Source organism: Chitinimonas sp. JJ19 (assembly GCF_036961565.1).
Lineage (GTDB): Bacteria > Pseudomonadota > Gammaproteobacteria > Burkholderiales > Chitinimonadaceae > Chitinimonas.
Window position 1 is genome coordinate 254,136 of the sequence record NZ_JBAMDD010000003.1, and the last position, 15,727, is coordinate 269,862.

Consider the following 15,727-nt stretch of genomic DNA (forward strand, 5'->3'; position numbering starts at 1 on the left):
AATCAGATTAGCTTCAGGCGATCGTGGCCGCCAAGAGTCGTGGCAGCTTGCTGTTGATGGCGTCCTGCCAACCCATGATCATGTCCGCGAAAGCGGCTTTATCGAGTGCGTTCAGTATCTCAAGGCCGGCATCGCTTAATGCCGTCAGTGTATAGCGCACCATGATCTCGGTGGTCTGATCAGCGAGGGCATGGCATTGCACTTCGACTGTGCCGCTGCGTGATCCAGGGGTGACCCGGGTATAGCGTGAATAAAGGCGTTCCTGGTCAAAATCGACCAGGCACCAGAGTGTGTTCTCGGCACCACTGCCGGTGCTGAAGACCATGCCGGCCTCGGTTTGGCCATTGGTGGGGTGGTGGTACTGCGGTTGCCATCCTGCTACCCATAGGCACTCGCCCGCGGGGGTAAAGAGGCGATGGCAGGATTGGGCGGGGGCTGCAAGCGTAATGCGGTGGGTACGAACGATACGTGCGGACATAGTGAGACGCTCCATGAATTGACGTGGCAAGACATGGTCACTGCATTGGGTGGACTCACTCTCCCTTCCGATCTACCAATTGATGGCTGTCGCTCGCGGCCAGATCCAGACCGTATATTTCGCGCAACTTGCTGATCATCTCCAGTGTATCGGGCGAGAAGGCACATTTGCCCTCGAAGGCGTGCAGCACAATGCCTTCGAGCAGGTCACCTAGGGTGACTTCCTTGTACTCGGCCAGGCCTTTAAGTACTTTTACCAGACGCTTTTCTAGTCTTACACCGGTTTGGATGCGTTCGACAGCTATCGTGACGGGCTTGATGGATTCAGGCATGGTGGTCTCTCGCAATAATGAGTTACCAAGTTACCATGGTAACATAATCGCCCGATGAGTTTGCGACAGGCGGCTCATCAGTCGAACATTAATTCTTATTAATCTGCCGTTAAGCACGCTGCAACAGCACCCATGTCAAGATCGCACCAACTTAGTTATGCGCCGACGCCGCCGCCTGACCGACACAGACAAGCGTCCCCGTATATCTGGTGTGAGTTCAACGAGCCTTAGGGGGCTGGGTAACCAGTCCCCTCTCTTTTTATGGCGATCTGGCCTGTAACCATCTGCTACAAACGGCACTGCGACATCTCACTACCGTCGCACTGCGCTCGTCATGCACAATACACCTACTCAAATAAATAAAGACGCCGTGAAGGAGAGCACGCGTGCCTAACGTTGCGACGTTGCCATGGACCATGGCTGCCTTGCTCGCACTCAGTACCAATGCGGCACCGCCGACGACAGAGCCTGCAGAGACAGGTGCTGTTCTGCCTCAGCCATCCCGCCAGCAGATTCGCGTCTCCCGCCTGTTTGGCTGGCAACCGCTGGATGCCAGCAGTCTACTGTTGTGGACGGGCAAGGAAGAGGTCTGGCGCTTGTCGCTGGCCTCGGGCTGCAAGGAGTTGATGCGCGCCCGTACCATTCAGGTCACCACCGACCGTCGGCATATCAAGATAGGCAAGGACAAGGTGCAGGTGGGGGAGCAATCCTGCGCCATTCAATCGTTGACCTTGCCTGATGAAAAGCTCAAAAAGCGCTACAGCAAGGCGCGTAAGGGCTATGTGGCCAATCTGCTACCCTGGCTGGATGCGCCGGATATGGAACCCGCGGATACGCAGAACGACGGCAAGGTCTGAGCGATGCGTCTTCTGCTGGTCGAGGATCAAACCGATACTGCCGAGTTCGTCCTGAAGGCGTTGCGGGAGGCGGGCCATATTGCCGACCATGCCAAGGATGGCAGGGAAGGCTTGTTTCTGGCGACGACCGAGACCTACGATGCCATCATCCTGGATCGCATGCTGCCCAAGGTCGATGGCCTCACCATACTGCGTACCTTGCGCGCCTCCAGCATTCATACACCCGTGGTCATCCTCTCTGCCTTGGGCGAGATAGATGACAGGGTAGAGGGCTTGCGCGCGGGTAGTGATGATTATCTGGTCAAGCCTTTTTCCACGATAGAGCTGTTGGCCAGACTGGATGCGGTTACCCGCCGCAGCCCCGGGCAGTCTGAGCCCGAGGGGCATGTGCTCCGTCTGGCGGATCTTGAGCTCAACCGGCTGTCGCGCAGCGTCAAGCGTGCTGGGGTGGCGCTTGAGCTACAGCCACGTGAATACCAGTTGCTGGAGTATCTGCTACGCCATGCGGGCCAGGTGGTGACTCGTACCATGCTGCTGGAGGCCGTGTGGGACTACCACTTCGACCCAGGCACCAATGTGATCGACGTGCATATCAGCAAGTTGCGCAACAAGATTGATCCGGCTGGCCTGCCACCCCTGCTGCACACCGTGCGCGGTGCGGGTTATCGCCTGGGCGACCCGCAGGCCTAGTCGGATACAGCCTACAGCCAGCCCATGCGCCTTAGTCCTTTTTCCTGGTTCATCATCGGTCTCTCCACGCTTATGCTAGCTGGGGTGACCCTGTTTGCTGCCGTCAGCTATCGCGAAACGCGCAATGCCATGATCAGCGAGTTCCAGGCAGCCCTGCGGGAAGAGACAACCGCCCTGGAAACCATCTACCAGTTACAGGGCCACAAGGCCTTGATCGAGGTAGTGACCGCCCGTGCCAATGCCAATCTGGACGATATGGGCAATGAGGCGGTGGCGGTTTACCTGCTGACCGATGCCAAGGGCAAGAAACTGGCTGGTAATCTGGCCTATTGGCCCACTACCGAGCAGGCGGTGGATGAGAGCTCCTTGCAGTTTATTGACCCGGCAACGGGTGACACCATTGTTGCGGTGGTTTTTCTGCTGTATGCGGACCAGCGCTTGCTGGTGGGGCGCCGGGCGGTTTTTGAGCAGGTGGGCCAACATCTCTGGCGTAACTATGCCTTGCTGGTGGGGGCAGTGCTATTTGTCTCGGTAGGGGGCGTGTGGGTGTTTACCCGGGCATTGCGCCAGCGGTTGGGGTATATCAGCGCCACGGCCGAGCGCATACGCCGCGGTCACCTGGATGAGCGGATTCCACAGAGCCGTCGCCGGGATGAAATTGAAGCGCTGATAGGTCAGCTCAACCTGATGCTGGATCAGGTAGAAAAGCTGATGGAGCATGCGCGCACTACCTCCAGTGCCATTGCCCACGATTTGCGCCATCCTATCAGCCGCTTGCGCAACGAGCTGGAGGTGCTGGTGGGCGAAACGCAGGAGCCGAGTACCCGTGCCAGGGTAGAGACGCTGACTGCGGATATAGACAGCATACTGCGCATTTTTCAGGCTGTGTTGCGGTTGGGCCGGCTGGAGGCGGGGGCCTATGCCTTGCAATTGGAGGAGGCTGAGCTGACAGAGCTCGTCGTTGATGCCATTTCGCTGTATGAGCCCATTGCCGAGAACATGGGCAGGCACATCCACTTCAGTGGGATGCCGGCCACTTGGCGCATTGATCGTGATCTGGTGTTTCAGGCGGTGGCCAACCTGCTGGAAAATGCCCTGAGCTATGGTGCCGGCGATATTCTGGTGCAGGTGGAGGGCAGGGGGGTGATCATACGGGATCACGGCGAGGGTATTGCGGCTGAGGACATCGAGCGCGTACTGGAACCCTTTGTACGCTTGGATGAAAGCCGTAGCAGTGCTGGCAGCGGCCTGGGCTTGAGTCTGGTGAGGGCCATCATGGAGGCGCATGGTGGCACCTTGGCATTGGCGGATGCACATCCAGGCTTGTGTGCCACCCTGGACTTCACGCCCGTTGTGCGACCCAAGTTGGTTACTGGTGCGAGCCGGCCCAAGCCAGAGGCATGAGAGGGGGGCGCTGGTGGTGCCTGCCTTGCCATCGCTCAAAGACGCTGAGCATTACCTCAGATAGCGATCTATGGCGGCGCGGTAGCGGCCATCAGCCTTCATCTTTGCCAATATCAAATCGAACTGGTTACGTAACCCGCAGTCCCGAAAAACCACATGGTAGTTGGCACGGCCTGGAAATATCGGGTGTATCTCCACGCTCTCGCCAGTGGGTAAGCTATTGCGTAGTTGATGCCGATACCAGCCAAAGATGGTTCTATCGATCAGCAATACATCAAAGCGATTCAGCCAGAATTGCCTGACCTGGGCTGCTTGGTCTCCCAGCTCGGTGTAGCGCTCCAGGTGCGGGCCTTCTGCATTGGGGCCGTAGAGCGCTTCGAACTCACGTCCCAGGTTGCGGTGCGCCTTCTGCCAGGCGGCAACCGAGTACTTGCTTAAGTCATGCACGCGATTCAGTACGACATGGCGGTTGGACTTGCTGATGGCGACATTGACGTATTCGCTGATGGTCTGCTTGCTATAGCAACTCTTGTCCCCGGGCTCAGGCTGCACTGCTACGGCCGCCGCAAAACTGGCATCCGACAGGGCAATGTACAGGCGGGCATTGGGCAAGTGGTGGTGGTCCACCTCATAGCCGAGCTCCCGCATGGCCGCCTTCATGACATCCAGCTCAAAGCCACGCCAAGTGCCTGATTCTTCGTACACAAATGGCGGGCGGCCCAGGCCGAAAGCTATCTTGAGCGTTTTATGGTCTGCTGCCTGCGCAGGCAAACAGGTAAGGCAATACGCTAGGAGAATCATTACCTTGGGTGGGGCTGGCACGTATCCTCCAGTTATGCAGGTGCCTACGGGTAGTTTGCGTAGTGGGTACTCACGCCTTTGTTTATAGCAAAGCACTGCAGCAGCGCGCCCCACGTGTCTGGTCGGTGCGGGGTAAAACGAGACATGGCAAAACCTGCAAACCTGGGCTTAGATTAAGCGTCACTGACAAAACGCTGCATATCGGCATTGGCAAGGTGCAACAGGCCAGGGCCGGCTGTCACCGCACTGCCTAGTGCTTGGGTCAGGGGGGCTGGTGGGGTGACCGCCAACGATAGCAATCGCCAAGGAGCGTAGCACCATGCAATTTGATCCTGTAGAGGCTGCACATTTCAGTATGCTGTCGCGCAATCCGTTTCCCCATATGCTGATTGATCAGGCCTTGCTGCAGGTGGCGGGGGGGGATGTGCAGGGTTCGCAGTTTCGCAAGGATGCGCTGGCTGCGGCGGGGTGGCGCCATAGCAGCCTGGTTCCATTCGGCAAGTACCCAGACGAGGCCGCCAGCGCTTTCAATCGTTTGCGCGAAGCGCTGGCTGAGACGGAAGAGCCGGCCGCCATCCTGGCCAAGCTGAAACAGGCCTAAGTAGGTTGCGAGATGCCGAGTGGCGGCCTACGCCAGAGTCACTCGGCAATCCTGTGCTTGGCCTTCAGCTTGCTCACCATGTCTTTTTCCTTGATCAGAAACTCGTTGAACTGTTTGATGACCTCGGGGTGGGCAATGCTGGACAAGGAAAATTCACTTTTCTCCTTGGGTAGCTTGTCATCCAGTACTAGCGCACCCGGTGTCTTCAGTACTTCGCCCATGATGTAGTTGGCCGAGGTGGTGTTGAGAAACACACCATCTACGCGGCCGCTGGTGCCCATCTTGATTGCGGCATCGGCGGTATTGGCTTCGCTGACCGTAATGGCCTTGCTCTTGATCTGTGCCATATAGGGCCAGGGCGTAAAACCGCGCAAGGTGGCAATGCTTTTGAAGGTGGTCAGCGATTTGCCCTTGTTGGCCGGCAACACCAGCAAACCTTCAGTCACACTGATGGCGCCCATGCTGTAGCTGATATTGGCCCCTTTCTTGATATCAGCCTGCCACATGGCGTTGTCGGGGAACTTGAAATCCAGCGACTTCTTCACGGCGAATTCATCGAACAAGCGCGCAATGGGCATGGGTTTGTAGCTGAACTGGTGGCCGTGCTTGGTGGCAAAGGCATCAAGCAGGTCTCGGGCGTAGCCTGTGTAGTTGCCTCCCTCGCCCTTGTAGATGGGGAGGTAGTCGTTGGCCTCTACGCCTACCGTGTAATTGCCCGCCATTGCCTGTCCTAAGCCCAGGGCAAACAAGGTGGGTGCGATCAGTATTGCGGTGCTGCGCATCGTAGTCTCCTTAACAGATATGCCATGTCTTACTATAGAAGCTGACCGGTGCAGTTCCATGGCGACCGTGCGTGCGCTGGCGATGGTGCCATACTGATGGGCAGTGTCCCGATGCTCAAGCGGCATAAGCAGGCTGCAGAACAACCAATACGGAGAGGCAGCATGGATAGTAGTCAGGTCAACTTCGAGCTACTGCAGGATGTCATGACCGAATTGGGTGATCGGCTCCCGCTGCTTGAGGATGATATGCACCAGTTGGTGCGATTCCGTGAAAACCCGGATCTGGTTGCCAGTGCCTTTCGCCACGTGCATAGCATCAAGGGGGACTTTGCCTATTGCGGCGCCGAGCCGATCGCTGACTTTGTGCACCGATTGGAAAACGTCCTGCAAGCACTGCGTGAGCGACGGATATTGTGTACGCCACTGATTGCCGAGGCCGTGCTGCAGAGCCTGGACAGGGTGCGTGATATGGCGCTTACCCTGCAGCGGACCCACCATTTTGATGACACGCCATTGACTGGCCTGCTGGCCAGCATAGACGAGCTGAGCGAAGCGACCAGCCAGGGCAGGGCGGATCAGGCGGCGCGCCATGTATTGCTGGCGGCACATAATCCAGGGGAGTTGCTGCAGGCGCCCAGTCGCTGGGATGACAGTGCACCGACACCAACACCGTTGGCGGAGAACAATCCGGCCTTGTTGCTGGGCCAGCAGCTGGCGCAGGCGCTGGCATTGCGCTACCCGGCCTGGCAGCGCCGCGTGCCTACCCAGCTGGAGATTGTGCAGGCTTTAAATCGGCATTACCCCCAGCCGGTGGCCGAAGGGCCGCTGACGCTGGCGGTGTATTGGCACGACGTGGGCATGCTGGCACTGCCCAACAGTTTTTTTGCTGCCCCGCCCAAGCCCAAGGATGAGCTGTGGGATAGTTGGGTCTTGCATCCGGAATTGGCGGCTCAGTGGCTGCTGGCCGCTGACCCGGCCTGTACTGAGGCGGCCACTATCGTGCGTCAGCATCACCAATGGACGGATGGGCGGGGCTTTCCTTTGCGTAGCGGCACAGGCGGACTGCATCCTGGCGCGCAGATGCTGGCCTGTGCCGATATGTTCTACGACATGGTGGCGGGGCTGGATGGTGAGGAATATCGCCGTGGTGCATTGCGTGCGGTGTTTGACATCCATGGCGGCTTGGACACCCGCTTCGACGCATTGCTGATCAATGCCTTTCAGGCGGTGGCGCATGGTTGGACCCAGCCCGTGAGATGTTGAGATGGCGAGGGTGCGAGCTTAAGCGTCTGCTCAGTGCGGGTCTGTCTTGCTCTTGCATGGCTGCATCGCCTATACCTGCCTGTGCACGCCTGAATTTAACTGCGTAACGCTGGAGGATGGAATGCAAGCCACCAAGATACTGATCGTGGATGACGATCCGCTGCAATTGCGTCGGATGGCAGGCATACTCGGCGCCCATTACGCCATTGATACGCTGGATAGGGGCGCGGGCTTCAAGGAGGCACTGGCGCGCTATGCGCCGGATTTGGTGATCCTGGATATTGAGCTGCCTGACGTCAATGGCATTGCATTGTGCCGAGAGCTCAAGGCGCACAGCGAGACTGCGGCAACACCTGTGGTGTTCCATTCGAGCCACGATACGCTGGATGAGCGCATGGAGGCGTATGAGGCGGGCGGGGAGGACTTCCTGCTCAAGAGCATGGGTGCTGACGAACTGCTGGCCAAGGTGGGTATCATGCTCGAATGGATCAGCCGGAATCGCCTGCTGGCCAAGGAGGAGCAGGCGGCCCGTGCTGCAGCTGATGCCGTCAAGCATGATCTCAGCGAGATCGGCATTGCACTTGAAGCCCTGCGGCAGATGGGCGTGTCGGACGACATGCAGAGTCTGGCCCGGGTTGGCGTAGACGCGCTGAGCGATTGGCGTATTGATGCCAATGTGCAGGTGCGCGTTGGCAAGGACAAGTACACACTCAATCCCCGCGGCCACGCCACGCCGCTGGAGACCTCTATCATCCATAACTCCCGCCTATCGGGGCCGGTGTTTCAGTTTCGCGACCATCTGGCGCTGAACTTTGACCACGCCAGCATACTGGTGCGCAATCTGCCACAAGGGGAGGCGGTGAAGCTGCAGCGGGTACGTGACTTGTGCAGTGTTCTTGGAGAGGGGCTGGATGCTCGCGCACGGGCACTGGAGGTAGCTGCCTCCTTGCAGGAGCGCAATATGGTCTTGACCAGCTTTGCGGCGCAGGCCGAGAAAGCCATGTTGCAACTGCAAGGCGAGTGGCGTGAGCGACAGGGTGCGGTGGCGGCTGCCCTGCAAGTCCTCAAGGATGAGCTGGAACAGGATTTCTTGCGGCTGGCGCTGAGCAAGGATGAGGAAAAACGCTGCCTGGTGACCTTGGGCCGCGGCATGGCGGAAGTGACACAGGTCTCTGCCCGAGAGCTGGCCGCCGATGTGACATTGCGTACCTTGCGTGAAAAATTGGCGCACTATGGCCGGCAGCGTTGAGTCGGGTGTTGGCAATTGTGCCAACTGTGATGGCGCTGTGGGTACATTGCCCTGTTAATGCCTGTGCCGTTCTTGGCGCAGGCCATTACATCCGCTAAGCTCCGCCGCTATCGTACGCCGCATGCATGGCGCGGAGAATATAAGGCATGACCGATTTTCACTGGATTACCTTGAGCCTGGGTCTGGCACTGGTCGGCGGGGTGTGGGGCTATAACAGCTGGCAGGAATGGCGCTTCAAGAAGCGCGCTGCCGACGCATTTGCCAAAAGCCATCCCGATGTGCTGCTGGATACCCCCAAGAACATGGTGCGGCAAGGCGAGACGGGCATGCGTTTCGAGCCCTCGCTGGATGAGCCTGCTCCGGTGCTGGGTAGCGCCAACAATGCGCCTGAAACGGTGGATTTGAGCGAAAACATCGCCTTGGCGGTAGCGGTGCTGGACCCTTCGCTGGACTATATCGCTGAGGTGCATCCTGGCGAGCCGGTGGATTTTGCCGTTGTGCCGCAGATAGAGGTGGGCAAGCGGGTCAAGGTACTGGGTTTGAATGAAGGCGATGAGTGGGAGCTGATACGCCCAGGGCAGCGCTACAACGAATTGCGTGTGGGTTTGCAACTGGTTGACCGGCAAGGCCCGGTGAGCGAAGCACAGATGGTGAGGTTTTGCGAGGCCTTAAGTAGCTTTGCTGCCAGTGAAGGTGGTGTAGCAACCTTCCCGCGACGGGAAGACAAGCTGCATGTTGCCAAGGAGCTCGATGCATTCTGCGTGGAGGTGGACATGCAGATTGGCCTTAACGTGGTGTCCAGCCGCGCGCCTTTTCCGATTAATCGCGTTGCTGCCATGGCAGAGGCTGCTGGCCTCGTGCTGGAGGCGGACGGGGTATTCCATGCCCGCTCTGAGTCGGGCAAGACATTGTTCAGTCTGGCAGACCGCCATCATCGCCCAATAGATGCGCTTGATGACACGCCCTCGATCACTATCTTGCTGGATGTGCCCAGGGTGGCAGGCGGCGAGCAGGCGTTCGATCGGATTGCCGACCTGGCGCAGCAGATGGCATTGACCTTGGGGGGCGATCTGGTGGACGATGATAACCGTTCGCTCAAGCCAGCCGATCTGGCTGCCATACGCAAGCAACTGGTGGGTATTTATGCCCGCATGGATGATCGCGGTATCCCTGCAGGGGGTGTAGCTGCCCTGCGTCTGTTTGCCTGAAAAAATACATGATGACTTCTCTTGCTGAACGCGCTGCCGAACTGCGCGCGCTACTGCATCGCTATGGCCATGAGTACTATGTGCTCGATGCCCCCAGCGTACCCGATGCTGAGTACGATAGATTGTTCCGAGAGCTGGATGCGCTGGAGGCAGCCCACCCCGAGCTAAGGACTGCGGATACGCCGACCCAGCGTGTAGGCGGCAAGACGCTGCCGGAATTTGCCCAGGTGCGGCATGACGTACCCATGCTGTCCATCCGCACCGAGACCGACTCCGGCCCGGGGGGAGCAGAAAATTTTGATGCCAAGGTACGGCGTGATCTGGGCCTGGCGGCCGATGCGCCGGCCGTTGCCTATGTTGCCGAATTGAAGTTCGACGGTCTGGCCATCAGCCTGCGATACGAGGCTGGTGTCCTGGTGCGGGCAGCCACGCGTGGCGATGGCGAAACGGGAGAGGATGTCACCCAGAATATCCGCACCATAGGCCAGATACCTTTGCGCCTGGCGGGTGTGGCAGCGCCCGTGCTGGAGGTGCGTGGCGAGGTCTATATGCGGCGTGACGATTTCGACACGCTCAATGTCCGCCAGCGCGAGCGCGGTGAGAAGACCTTCGTCAATCCGCGCAATGCGGCAGCAGGCGCGGTACGCCAGCTGGATCCCCGCATCGCCGCACAGCGGCCACTCAGCTTCTTTGCCTATGGCTTGGGGCAGGTGGAAGGCTGGGCGATACCCGGCAGTCACAGCGCCATGCTGGACGCCTTGGTGGCCATGGGTATGCCGGTATGCACTGACCGCGCCATCGCAGAGGGCGCTGCAGGGTTGGTGGCTTTTCATACTGCCATTGCGGCCAAGCGAGATAGCCTGCCGTTTGATATTGATGGTGTGGTGTACAAGGTTGATGACCGTGCCTTGCAGGCGCAGTTGGGGTTTGTCAGCCGTGAACCCCGCTGGGCCGTGGCGCACAAATACCCGGCACAGGAGATGCTGACCACGGTGGAGAGCATAGACGTGCAGGTGGGCCGCACTGGCGCCATTACACCTGTGGCCCGCCTAGCGCCTGTATTTGTGGGTGGTGTCACGGTCACCAATGCCACCTTGCATAATATTGATCGTATACGCCAATTGGATATCCGTGTCGGTGACACCGTGATCGTTCGCCGGGCGGGGGATGTGATCCCTGAAGTGGTCGATGTGGTATTGGAGCGCCGCCCCGTTGTTGCCGAGGCGGTGGACCTGCTGTCACCGCCCCGCGAGGTGCCGAAGTACCAGCCCTTCGAGATGCCTGCAGCTTGCCCTGTCTGTGGCTCACATGTGGCACGGGAGGAGGGGGAGGCGGCTTACCGCTGTACGGGGGGGCTGGTCTGCTCGGCGCAGCGCAAGCAGGCGCTGCTGCATTTCGCCAGCCGACGCGCCATGGATATCGAGGGTCTGGGGGACAAGCTGGTGGAGCAGTTGGTGGACGTGGGCTTGGTCCGGACACCGGCTGATTTCTACAAATTGGGCATCGTCAAGCTGGCCGAGCTCGAACGTATGGCAGAGAAGTCGGCTGCCAACCTGCTGGCTGGCATAGACAAAAGCCGCCATACCACCCTGGCCAGATTCATCTATGCACTGGGGATACGGAATGTGGGTGAAACCACAGCCAAGGACTTGGCGCGCCACTTTGGCAAGCTGGACGCACTGCTGGATGCCGCGACACTGGACGACCAGCCTGCTGCGCTGGCTGCCCTGCAGGCAGTACCGGATGTTGGGCCGGTGGTTGCGCAGAGCATTCGTGATTTTCTGCAGGAGAGCCATAATCGTGAGGTGGTGGAGCAACTGCGCGCTGCCGGTGTGCGCTGGGACGAGTTCGAGCCTAGCGAAAACCTGGCGACAGGCCCCTTGCTTGGCAAGACCCTGGTGATTACGGGCACGCTACCCAGCTTGAGCCGCGATGAGGCCAAGGCGCTGATCGAGGCGGCTGGCGGCAAGGCTTCGGGTTCGGTCTCGAAGAAGACTGATTACCTGGTGGCTGGCGAGGAGGCTGGCTCCAAGCTAGCCAAGGCGCAGGAACTTGGTGTGCCCATACTGGACGAAGCGGGTCTGCTGGCGCTGTTGTCGCACGCAGCTACAACCGAAACATAAAGATTCAGGCGGATATCTCCGAATGCAAAAAGTTACCAAGGCGGTCTTCCCTGTTGCCGGACTGGGCACGCGTTTTTTGCCTGCCACCAAGGCCAGCCCCAAAGAAATGCTGAATGTAGTGGACAAGCCATTGATTCAGTACGCAGTGGAGGAAGCCATCGCCGCCGGCATCACCGAGATGATATTTGTGACGGGCCGTAACAAGCGCGCCATTGAGGACCATTTCGACAAGGCCTATGAGCTGGAGACCGAGCTGGAAGCCAAGCAAAAGCACGAGTTGCTGGAGATGGTTCGCAATATCATTCCGCGCAATGTCTGCTGCGCCTATGTGCGCCAGCCCGAGGCCTTGGGTCTGGGGCATGCCGTGCTCTGTGCCCGCCCGCTGGTGGGGGATGAGCCCTTTGCGGTGATCCTGGCCGATGACCTGATTGATGCCGCCAAGCCGGTGATGCAGCAGATGGTGGAGCTGTATGACGACACCCATAGCTCGGTTATTGGTGTGCAGGAGGTCGCGCGTGAAGAAACGGGCTCCTATGGCATAGTCGTGGCTGCGCCGAATGGCGGTGGCCACCTCAAGATTTCCGGTATTGTTGAGAAACCCAAGCCAGCGGAAGCGCCTTCCACCCTGGCTGTGGTGGGGCGATACATACTGAGCCCGCGTATTTTCCGGCATCTGATCAAGGCAAGCCCAGGCAAAGGCGGTGAAATACAGCTGACCGATGCCATTGCTGCCCTGCTGGAAGAGGAGCGGGTGTTGGCCCTGCCTTTTGAAGGGGTGCGCTACGATTGTGGTACCAAGCTTGGCTATCTACAGGCCACCCTGGCCTATGCTTCGCGCCATCCCGAAGTGGGCAAGGAATTCACCGCCTATCTGCATCAATTCTGCACTACGGGTGAGCCGCTATGAAATTACGTCAGCTCAAGGCTGGGGATGATCTGGCGGAAGCTACCCGCCTGTTTGATGCTTACCGGCAGTTCTATCAGCAGCCATCTGACCAAAGCGCGGCCCGTACATGGCTGACCATGCGCCTGCAAAGCGAGCAGTCTGTTGTCTATCTGGCGGAGCTGGATGGCAAGGCGGTGGGCTTCATGCAGCTCTATCCGACCTTCTGTTCGGTGGCGCTGGCGCCCATCTGGGTGTTGTATGACCTGTACACCGCAGCCGAGGCGCGCGGCCATGGTGTGGCTACCGCCATGCTGGAAGAGGCTCGCCGGCTGGGACGTGCCAGCGGTGCCGCTTATCTGCAGCTGTCTACCGCGCACGACAATACGGTAGCGCAGCGCGTGTACGAAGCGCATGGTTGGCAATATGATCAGGTGTTCCGCACCTACACCCTGGCGCTGGATTAAAGTCACAGGCTTGGCTGTTTGCATCATCGCCGCAGGTTTGGCACAGTGGGTATGCCTGAACGCCCACAAGCCGTGGTATTGCCCGCACTGCAAACCCGCTTACAATTAGGCTCGAACGAACAAGAAAGGGACGGGCGCATGCTCGCCATCATCGGCGGAACCGGTCTTACCCGGCTCAAGAATCTCAAGATCACACACCGGCAGGTTATTCGTACACCCTATGGCGAGCCTTCTGGCGCGCTGACGTTTGGCGACATCAATGAGCATCAGGTGGTGTTCATTGCCCGGCATGGTTACGGCCATACGATACCACCGCATGAAATCAACTACCGCGCCAATATCTGGGCGCTGGCTGAACAGAAGGTCAAGCGCGTGGTGTCGGTCTGCACAGTAGGTGGCATACGCGACGACCTACCGCCAGGTACGGTAGCGGTACCTGATCAGATCATTGATTACACCAGTGGCCGCAAGCACACCTATTTTGAAGGTGGCGACAAGCCGGTAACCCATGTGGACTTTACCGAGCCATACAACCCCAAGTTGCGTGCGCGCATACTCAAGGCTGCCCATGCTGCTGGGCAGAAAGTGGTTGATGGTGGTGTCTATGCCGCAACGCAAGGCCCCAGGCTGGAAACAGCCGCCGAGATCAACCGCATCTGCAACGATGGTGGGCACATGGTCGGCATGACAGGCATGCCCGAGGCCGCCCTGGCCCGCGAGGCCGGCTTGCGCTATGCCACCATCGCCGTGGTCTCCAATTGGGCTGCTGGCCGTGGCAATAGCCAGCACCATGTTGATCTGGCTGCTGCCGAAGGGGTTTTTGGCGAGGCCATTGAACATGTGCACCGCATACTGGAAGCCTTGGTGAAAGTCGATGGCGATTAGGCCGATAGTCAAGATGGGCAGCCCGCTGTTGTTGCAGACAGCGGAGCTGGTGATGCCGGAAGAATTTGGCTCGCCTGAGTTGGCTGCCCTGATACAGGACCTGCAGGACACCATGCAGGCCATGGATGGGGCAGGCATTGCTGCACCGCAGATAGGGGTTTCCAAGCAGTTGACCCTGTTTGGCGGCTTCAAGAGCCCGCGCTACCCGGATGCGGAAATCGTCCCGTTCACCATTCTCTGCAACCCTATCCTCACACCCTTGGGGGAAGAGATGGTGGATGACTGGGAGGGCTGCCTTAGCGTGCCAGGCATGCGTGGCCTGGTGCCGCGCTACCAGCATTTGCGTTATCAGGGTTTTGACGAGCATGGACAGGTGATCGACCGTACGGTGGAGGGCTTTCATGCACGCGTGGTGCAGCATGAGTGCGACCATCTGTTCGGCATGCTTTACCCCATGCGTATCAAGGACCTGCGTGACTTTGGTTTTACTGATGTGCTGATGCCAGGCTTGGCCGAGCTGGACTAGGTTTGCTGAAATAGGGCATAAAACAAGCAACCCCGCTTATGGCGGGGTTGCTTGTTTGTCCGTACTGCTGTGCCGGCTAACTAGCCTTCTCTGGCGGCGGGCAGGCGCCCAGGTACTTGCTCTCGTCCTTGAAGGATATCCAGCGGGTGCTGCCGGGAATGCGCTCGCCCACCAATACTTCTGAAACCAGGCTGTCGCCACTGACCTTGATATCGATCACCCCCGGCCCAGGTGGTTCGCCCTGGCAAAGCAACTTGGCCTGGTAGCTGTTGGTGGTGATTGCCTTGTCGATAATCTTGCAACCGTTGGTCACATCGGGTCGGCCATAGCCGGTAATGGCCAGTACGCCGTCAGGGTCGCCTGGCTTGATACAGCCGTGATAGCGGACGGTTTTGGGGGGGAAGGGCATGGCGCCCAGCTCCATGGTGCGGTCCACCTGCCAAAGCCCCGGTTTGACCTGGAGTGTTTCAGCCGCCTGGGCCGCAGTCAGCCCACCTGCCAGCAGAACCATACCGGCCATGGTATTTATCTTGAGCCTATGCATCATGACGCGAACTCCATACTGTTGTGTGGCCTTGCCATCCTGTTGATTGCACAGGCCAGACAAGGTTCCCTTATTTGACGGCTAGCGCCCAGAGATCGTAGCCCTCGCCATGACGTACCGAGACTTCGCTGAAACCGGTATTCAACAGATGTTGCCCCAACGTCTTGGCGGTGAAGGCTGTGCGATGCGCCATGAAGAGGTTGCCGGCGGCCATGGAGCTACGCAGGCCGTACATCATGTCTATTGGGCATATGGGGCCGGCGGGGGAGATATAGGCGGTGTCTTCCAGCCTGTCTGCCGCCACCAGCTGTGCCACGGCTTGTATATCGGGCAGGGTGATCAGGGCAAAGCCACCTGGTTTGAGTACGCGGCGGAATTCGGACAGGGCCACGGGTACTTCGTGCGGATAGAGGTGCTCGACATTGTGTGACGAGAATATGGCATCGAAGCCCCCATCCTCGACCGAGGACATGTCGGTCATGGTGCCGATGAGGTCCGGCTTGACGTTGGGGTCGATGTCGAAGCGGATTTCCTGCCAATCGCCGAAACGGAAGATGGGGTGGACGCGCAGCGGATGGTAGTCGCCGCAACCTACATGGAGGACTTTACGCATGGTTTATTCCTGTGTGAACGGG

At 59.0% G+C, this 15,727-nt stretch carries 18 protein-coding genes; 12 read left to right on the forward strand and 6 right to left on the reverse strand.

Features of this window, described 5'->3' with window-relative positions:
- Positions 1-13 precede the first annotated feature (13 nt).
- Both V7714_RS05565 and V7714_RS05570 read right to left on the reverse strand, forming a co-directional pair.
- The gene (locus V7714_RS05565; RefSeq protein ID WP_335708822.1) at positions 14-478 is read right to left on the reverse strand and encodes an SRPBCC family protein; all 465 of its coding nucleotides are present in this window, start codon (positions 476-478) and stop codon (positions 14-16) included.
- A 55-nt stretch (positions 479-533) separates the two neighbouring features.
- Positions 534-809: a hypothetical protein gene (locus V7714_RS05570; protein ID WP_335708823.1), complete on the reverse strand. Its 276-nt coding sequence runs from the start codon at positions 807-809 to the stop codon at positions 534-536.
- 416 nt (positions 810-1,225) lie between these two features.
- Between V7714_RS05570 and V7714_RS05575 the strand changes: the two genes are divergently transcribed.
- From V7714_RS05575 to V7714_RS05585, 3 genes are read left to right on the forward strand one after another with little or no spacing between them, the layout of a single operon-like run.
- Positions 1,226-1,666, forward strand: a complete 441-nt coding sequence (locus tag V7714_RS05575) for a DUF6491 family protein (protein ID WP_335708824.1) — start codon at positions 1,226-1,228, stop codon at positions 1,664-1,666.
- 3 nt (positions 1,667-1,669) lie between these two features.
- Positions 1,670-2,356 carry a response regulator transcription factor gene (locus V7714_RS05580; RefSeq protein ID WP_335708825.1) on the forward strand — a complete coding sequence of 229 codons (687 nt, stop codon included), beginning with the start codon at positions 1,670-1,672 and terminating at the stop codon, positions 2,354-2,356.
- 24 nt (positions 2,357-2,380) lie between these two features.
- A complete protein-coding gene (locus V7714_RS05585; RefSeq protein WP_335708826.1) occupies positions 2,381-3,760 on the forward strand; it encodes a sensor histidine kinase in 1,380 nt (459 codons plus the stop codon).
- Positions 3,761-3,811: 51 nt separating this feature from the next.
- Here the strand turns inward: V7714_RS05585 and V7714_RS05590 are convergent, their stop codons facing one another.
- Positions 3,812-4,561 carry a substrate-binding periplasmic protein gene (locus V7714_RS05590; protein WP_335708827.1) on the reverse strand — a complete coding sequence of 250 codons (750 nt, stop codon included), beginning with the start codon at positions 4,559-4,561 and terminating at the stop codon, positions 3,812-3,814.
- Positions 4,562-4,880: 319 nt separating this feature from the next.
- Here V7714_RS05590 and V7714_RS05595 point away from each other — a divergent pair, with 319 nt between their 5' ends.
- Complete coding sequence (locus V7714_RS05595; RefSeq protein ID WP_335708828.1) at positions 4,881-5,162, forward strand: hypothetical protein; 282 nt, start codon at positions 4,881-4,883, stop codon at positions 5,160-5,162.
- 38 nt (positions 5,163-5,200) lie between these two features.
- On the opposite strand, the gene V7714_RS05600 is transcribed toward V7714_RS05595, so the two are convergent.
- Positions 5,201-5,944, reverse strand: a complete 744-nt coding sequence (locus V7714_RS05600) for a substrate-binding periplasmic protein (protein WP_335708829.1) — start codon at positions 5,942-5,944, stop codon at positions 5,201-5,203.
- A gap of 162 nt (positions 5,945-6,106) precedes the next feature.
- Between V7714_RS05600 and V7714_RS05605 the strand changes: the two genes are divergently transcribed.
- The 8 genes from V7714_RS05605 to V7714_RS05640 all read left to right on the forward strand — a co-directional run bounded on the left by V7714_RS05605 (position 6,107) and on the right by V7714_RS05640 (position 14,548).
- The gene (locus V7714_RS05605) at positions 6,107-7,207 is read left to right on the forward strand and encodes an Hpt domain-containing protein (protein ID WP_335708830.1); all 1,101 of its coding nucleotides are present in this window, start codon (positions 6,107-6,109) and stop codon (positions 7,205-7,207) included.
- Positions 7,208-7,328: 121 nt separating this feature from the next.
- Positions 7,329-8,456 carry a response regulator gene (locus V7714_RS05610; protein ID WP_335708831.1) on the forward strand — a complete coding sequence of 376 codons (1,128 nt, stop codon included), beginning with the start codon at positions 7,329-7,331 and terminating at the stop codon, positions 8,454-8,456.
- Between the two features lie 146 nt (positions 8,457-8,602).
- Entirely contained in the window at positions 8,603-9,664 is a 1,062-nt protein-coding gene (locus V7714_RS05615; protein ID WP_335708832.1) for a cell division protein ZipA C-terminal FtsZ-binding domain-containing protein, read from the forward strand.
- Between the two features lie 11 nt (positions 9,665-9,675).
- Positions 9,676-11,787, forward strand: a complete 2,112-nt coding sequence (gene ligA / locus V7714_RS05620) for an NAD-dependent DNA ligase LigA (protein WP_335708910.1) — start codon at positions 9,676-9,678, stop codon at positions 11,785-11,787.
- A 22-nt stretch (positions 11,788-11,809) separates the two neighbouring features.
- Positions 11,810-12,694: a UTP--glucose-1-phosphate uridylyltransferase GalU gene (galU, locus tag V7714_RS05625; protein ID WP_335708833.1), complete on the forward strand. Its 885-nt coding sequence runs from the start codon at positions 11,810-11,812 to the stop codon at positions 12,692-12,694.
- Positions 12,691-13,137 carry a GNAT family N-acetyltransferase gene (locus V7714_RS05630; protein ID WP_335708834.1) on the forward strand — a complete coding sequence of 149 codons (447 nt, stop codon included), beginning with the start codon at positions 12,691-12,693 and terminating at the stop codon, positions 13,135-13,137. Before galU ends, V7714_RS05630 begins: the two co-directional genes overlap by 4 nt.
- A gap of 138 nt (positions 13,138-13,275) precedes the next feature.
- Positions 13,276-14,022: an S-methyl-5'-thioinosine phosphorylase gene (locus V7714_RS05635; protein ID WP_335708835.1), complete on the forward strand. Its 747-nt coding sequence runs from the start codon at positions 13,276-13,278 to the stop codon at positions 14,020-14,022.
- Positions 14,012-14,548, forward strand: coding sequence for a peptide deformylase (locus tag V7714_RS05640; RefSeq protein ID WP_335708836.1), 537 nt, complete (start codon positions 14,012-14,014; stop codon positions 14,546-14,548). Before V7714_RS05635 ends, V7714_RS05640 begins: the two co-directional genes overlap by 11 nt.
- Positions 14,549-14,624: 76 nt before the next feature.
- Here V7714_RS05640 and V7714_RS05645 read toward each other — a convergent pair whose 3' ends face one another.
- Both V7714_RS05645 and V7714_RS05650 read right to left on the reverse strand, forming a co-directional pair.
- Positions 14,625-15,068 (reverse strand): DUF3617 domain-containing protein, encoded by a 444-nt coding sequence (locus V7714_RS05645; RefSeq protein WP_335708837.1) that lies wholly within the window; start codon positions 15,066-15,068, stop codon positions 14,625-14,627.
- A 94-nt stretch (positions 15,069-15,162) separates the two neighbouring features.
- Positions 15,163-15,705, reverse strand: coding sequence for a class I SAM-dependent methyltransferase (locus V7714_RS05650; protein ID WP_335708838.1), 543 nt, complete (start codon positions 15,703-15,705; stop codon positions 15,163-15,165).
- Between the last annotated feature and the right edge of the window lie 22 nt (positions 15,706-15,727).

What these genes read in the sequence shown, in the direction of transcription:
- V7714_RS05565 (WP_335708822.1), bottom strand. Translation starts at nt 478, where the DNA reads ATGTCCGCACGTATCGTTCGTACCCACCGCATTACGCTTGCAGCCCCC.
- V7714_RS05570 (WP_335708823.1), bottom strand. Translation starts at nt 809, where the DNA reads ATGCCTGAATCCATCAAGCCCGTCACGATAGCTGTCGAACGCATCCAA.
- V7714_RS05575 (WP_335708824.1), top strand. Translation starts at nt 1,226, where the DNA reads ATGGCTGCCTTGCTCGCACTCAGTACCAATGCGGCACCGCCGACGACA.
- V7714_RS05580 (WP_335708825.1), top strand. Translation starts at nt 1,670, where the DNA reads ATGCGTCTTCTGCTGGTCGAGGATCAAACCGATACTGCCGAGTTCGTC.
- V7714_RS05585 (WP_335708826.1), top strand. Translation starts at nt 2,381, where the DNA reads ATGCGCCTTAGTCCTTTTTCCTGGTTCATCATCGGTCTCTCCACGCTT.
- V7714_RS05590 (WP_335708827.1), bottom strand. Translation starts at nt 4,561, where the DNA reads ATGATTCTCCTAGCGTATTGCCTTACCTGTTTGCCTGCGCAGGCAGCA.
- V7714_RS05595 (WP_335708828.1), top strand. Translation starts at nt 4,881, where the DNA reads ATGCAATTTGATCCTGTAGAGGCTGCACATTTCAGTATGCTGTCGCGC.
- V7714_RS05600 (WP_335708829.1), bottom strand. Translation starts at nt 5,944, where the DNA reads ATGCGCAGCACCGCAATACTGATCGCACCCACCTTGTTTGCCCTGGGC.
- V7714_RS05605 (WP_335708830.1), top strand. Translation starts at nt 6,107, where the DNA reads ATGGATAGTAGTCAGGTCAACTTCGAGCTACTGCAGGATGTCATGACC.
- V7714_RS05610 (WP_335708831.1), top strand. Translation starts at nt 7,329, where the DNA reads ATGCAAGCCACCAAGATACTGATCGTGGATGACGATCCGCTGCAATTG.
- V7714_RS05615 (WP_335708832.1), top strand. Translation starts at nt 8,603, where the DNA reads ATGACCGATTTTCACTGGATTACCTTGAGCCTGGGTCTGGCACTGGTC.
- ligA (WP_335708910.1), top strand. Translation starts at nt 9,676, where the DNA reads ATGACTTCTCTTGCTGAACGCGCTGCCGAACTGCGCGCGCTACTGCAT.
- galU (WP_335708833.1), top strand. Translation starts at nt 11,810, where the DNA reads ATGCAAAAAGTTACCAAGGCGGTCTTCCCTGTTGCCGGACTGGGCACG.
- V7714_RS05630 (WP_335708834.1), top strand. Translation starts at nt 12,691, where the DNA reads ATGAAATTACGTCAGCTCAAGGCTGGGGATGATCTGGCGGAAGCTACC.
- V7714_RS05635 (WP_335708835.1), top strand. Translation starts at nt 13,276, where the DNA reads ATGCTCGCCATCATCGGCGGAACCGGTCTTACCCGGCTCAAGAATCTC.
- V7714_RS05640 (WP_335708836.1), top strand. Translation starts at nt 14,012, where the DNA reads ATGGCGATTAGGCCGATAGTCAAGATGGGCAGCCCGCTGTTGTTGCAG.
- V7714_RS05645 (WP_335708837.1), bottom strand. Translation starts at nt 15,068, where the DNA reads ATGGCCGGTATGGTTCTGCTGGCAGGTGGGCTGACTGCGGCCCAGGCG.
- V7714_RS05650 (WP_335708838.1), bottom strand. Translation starts at nt 15,705, where the DNA reads ATGCGTAAAGTCCTCCATGTAGGTTGCGGCGACTACCATCCGCTGCGC.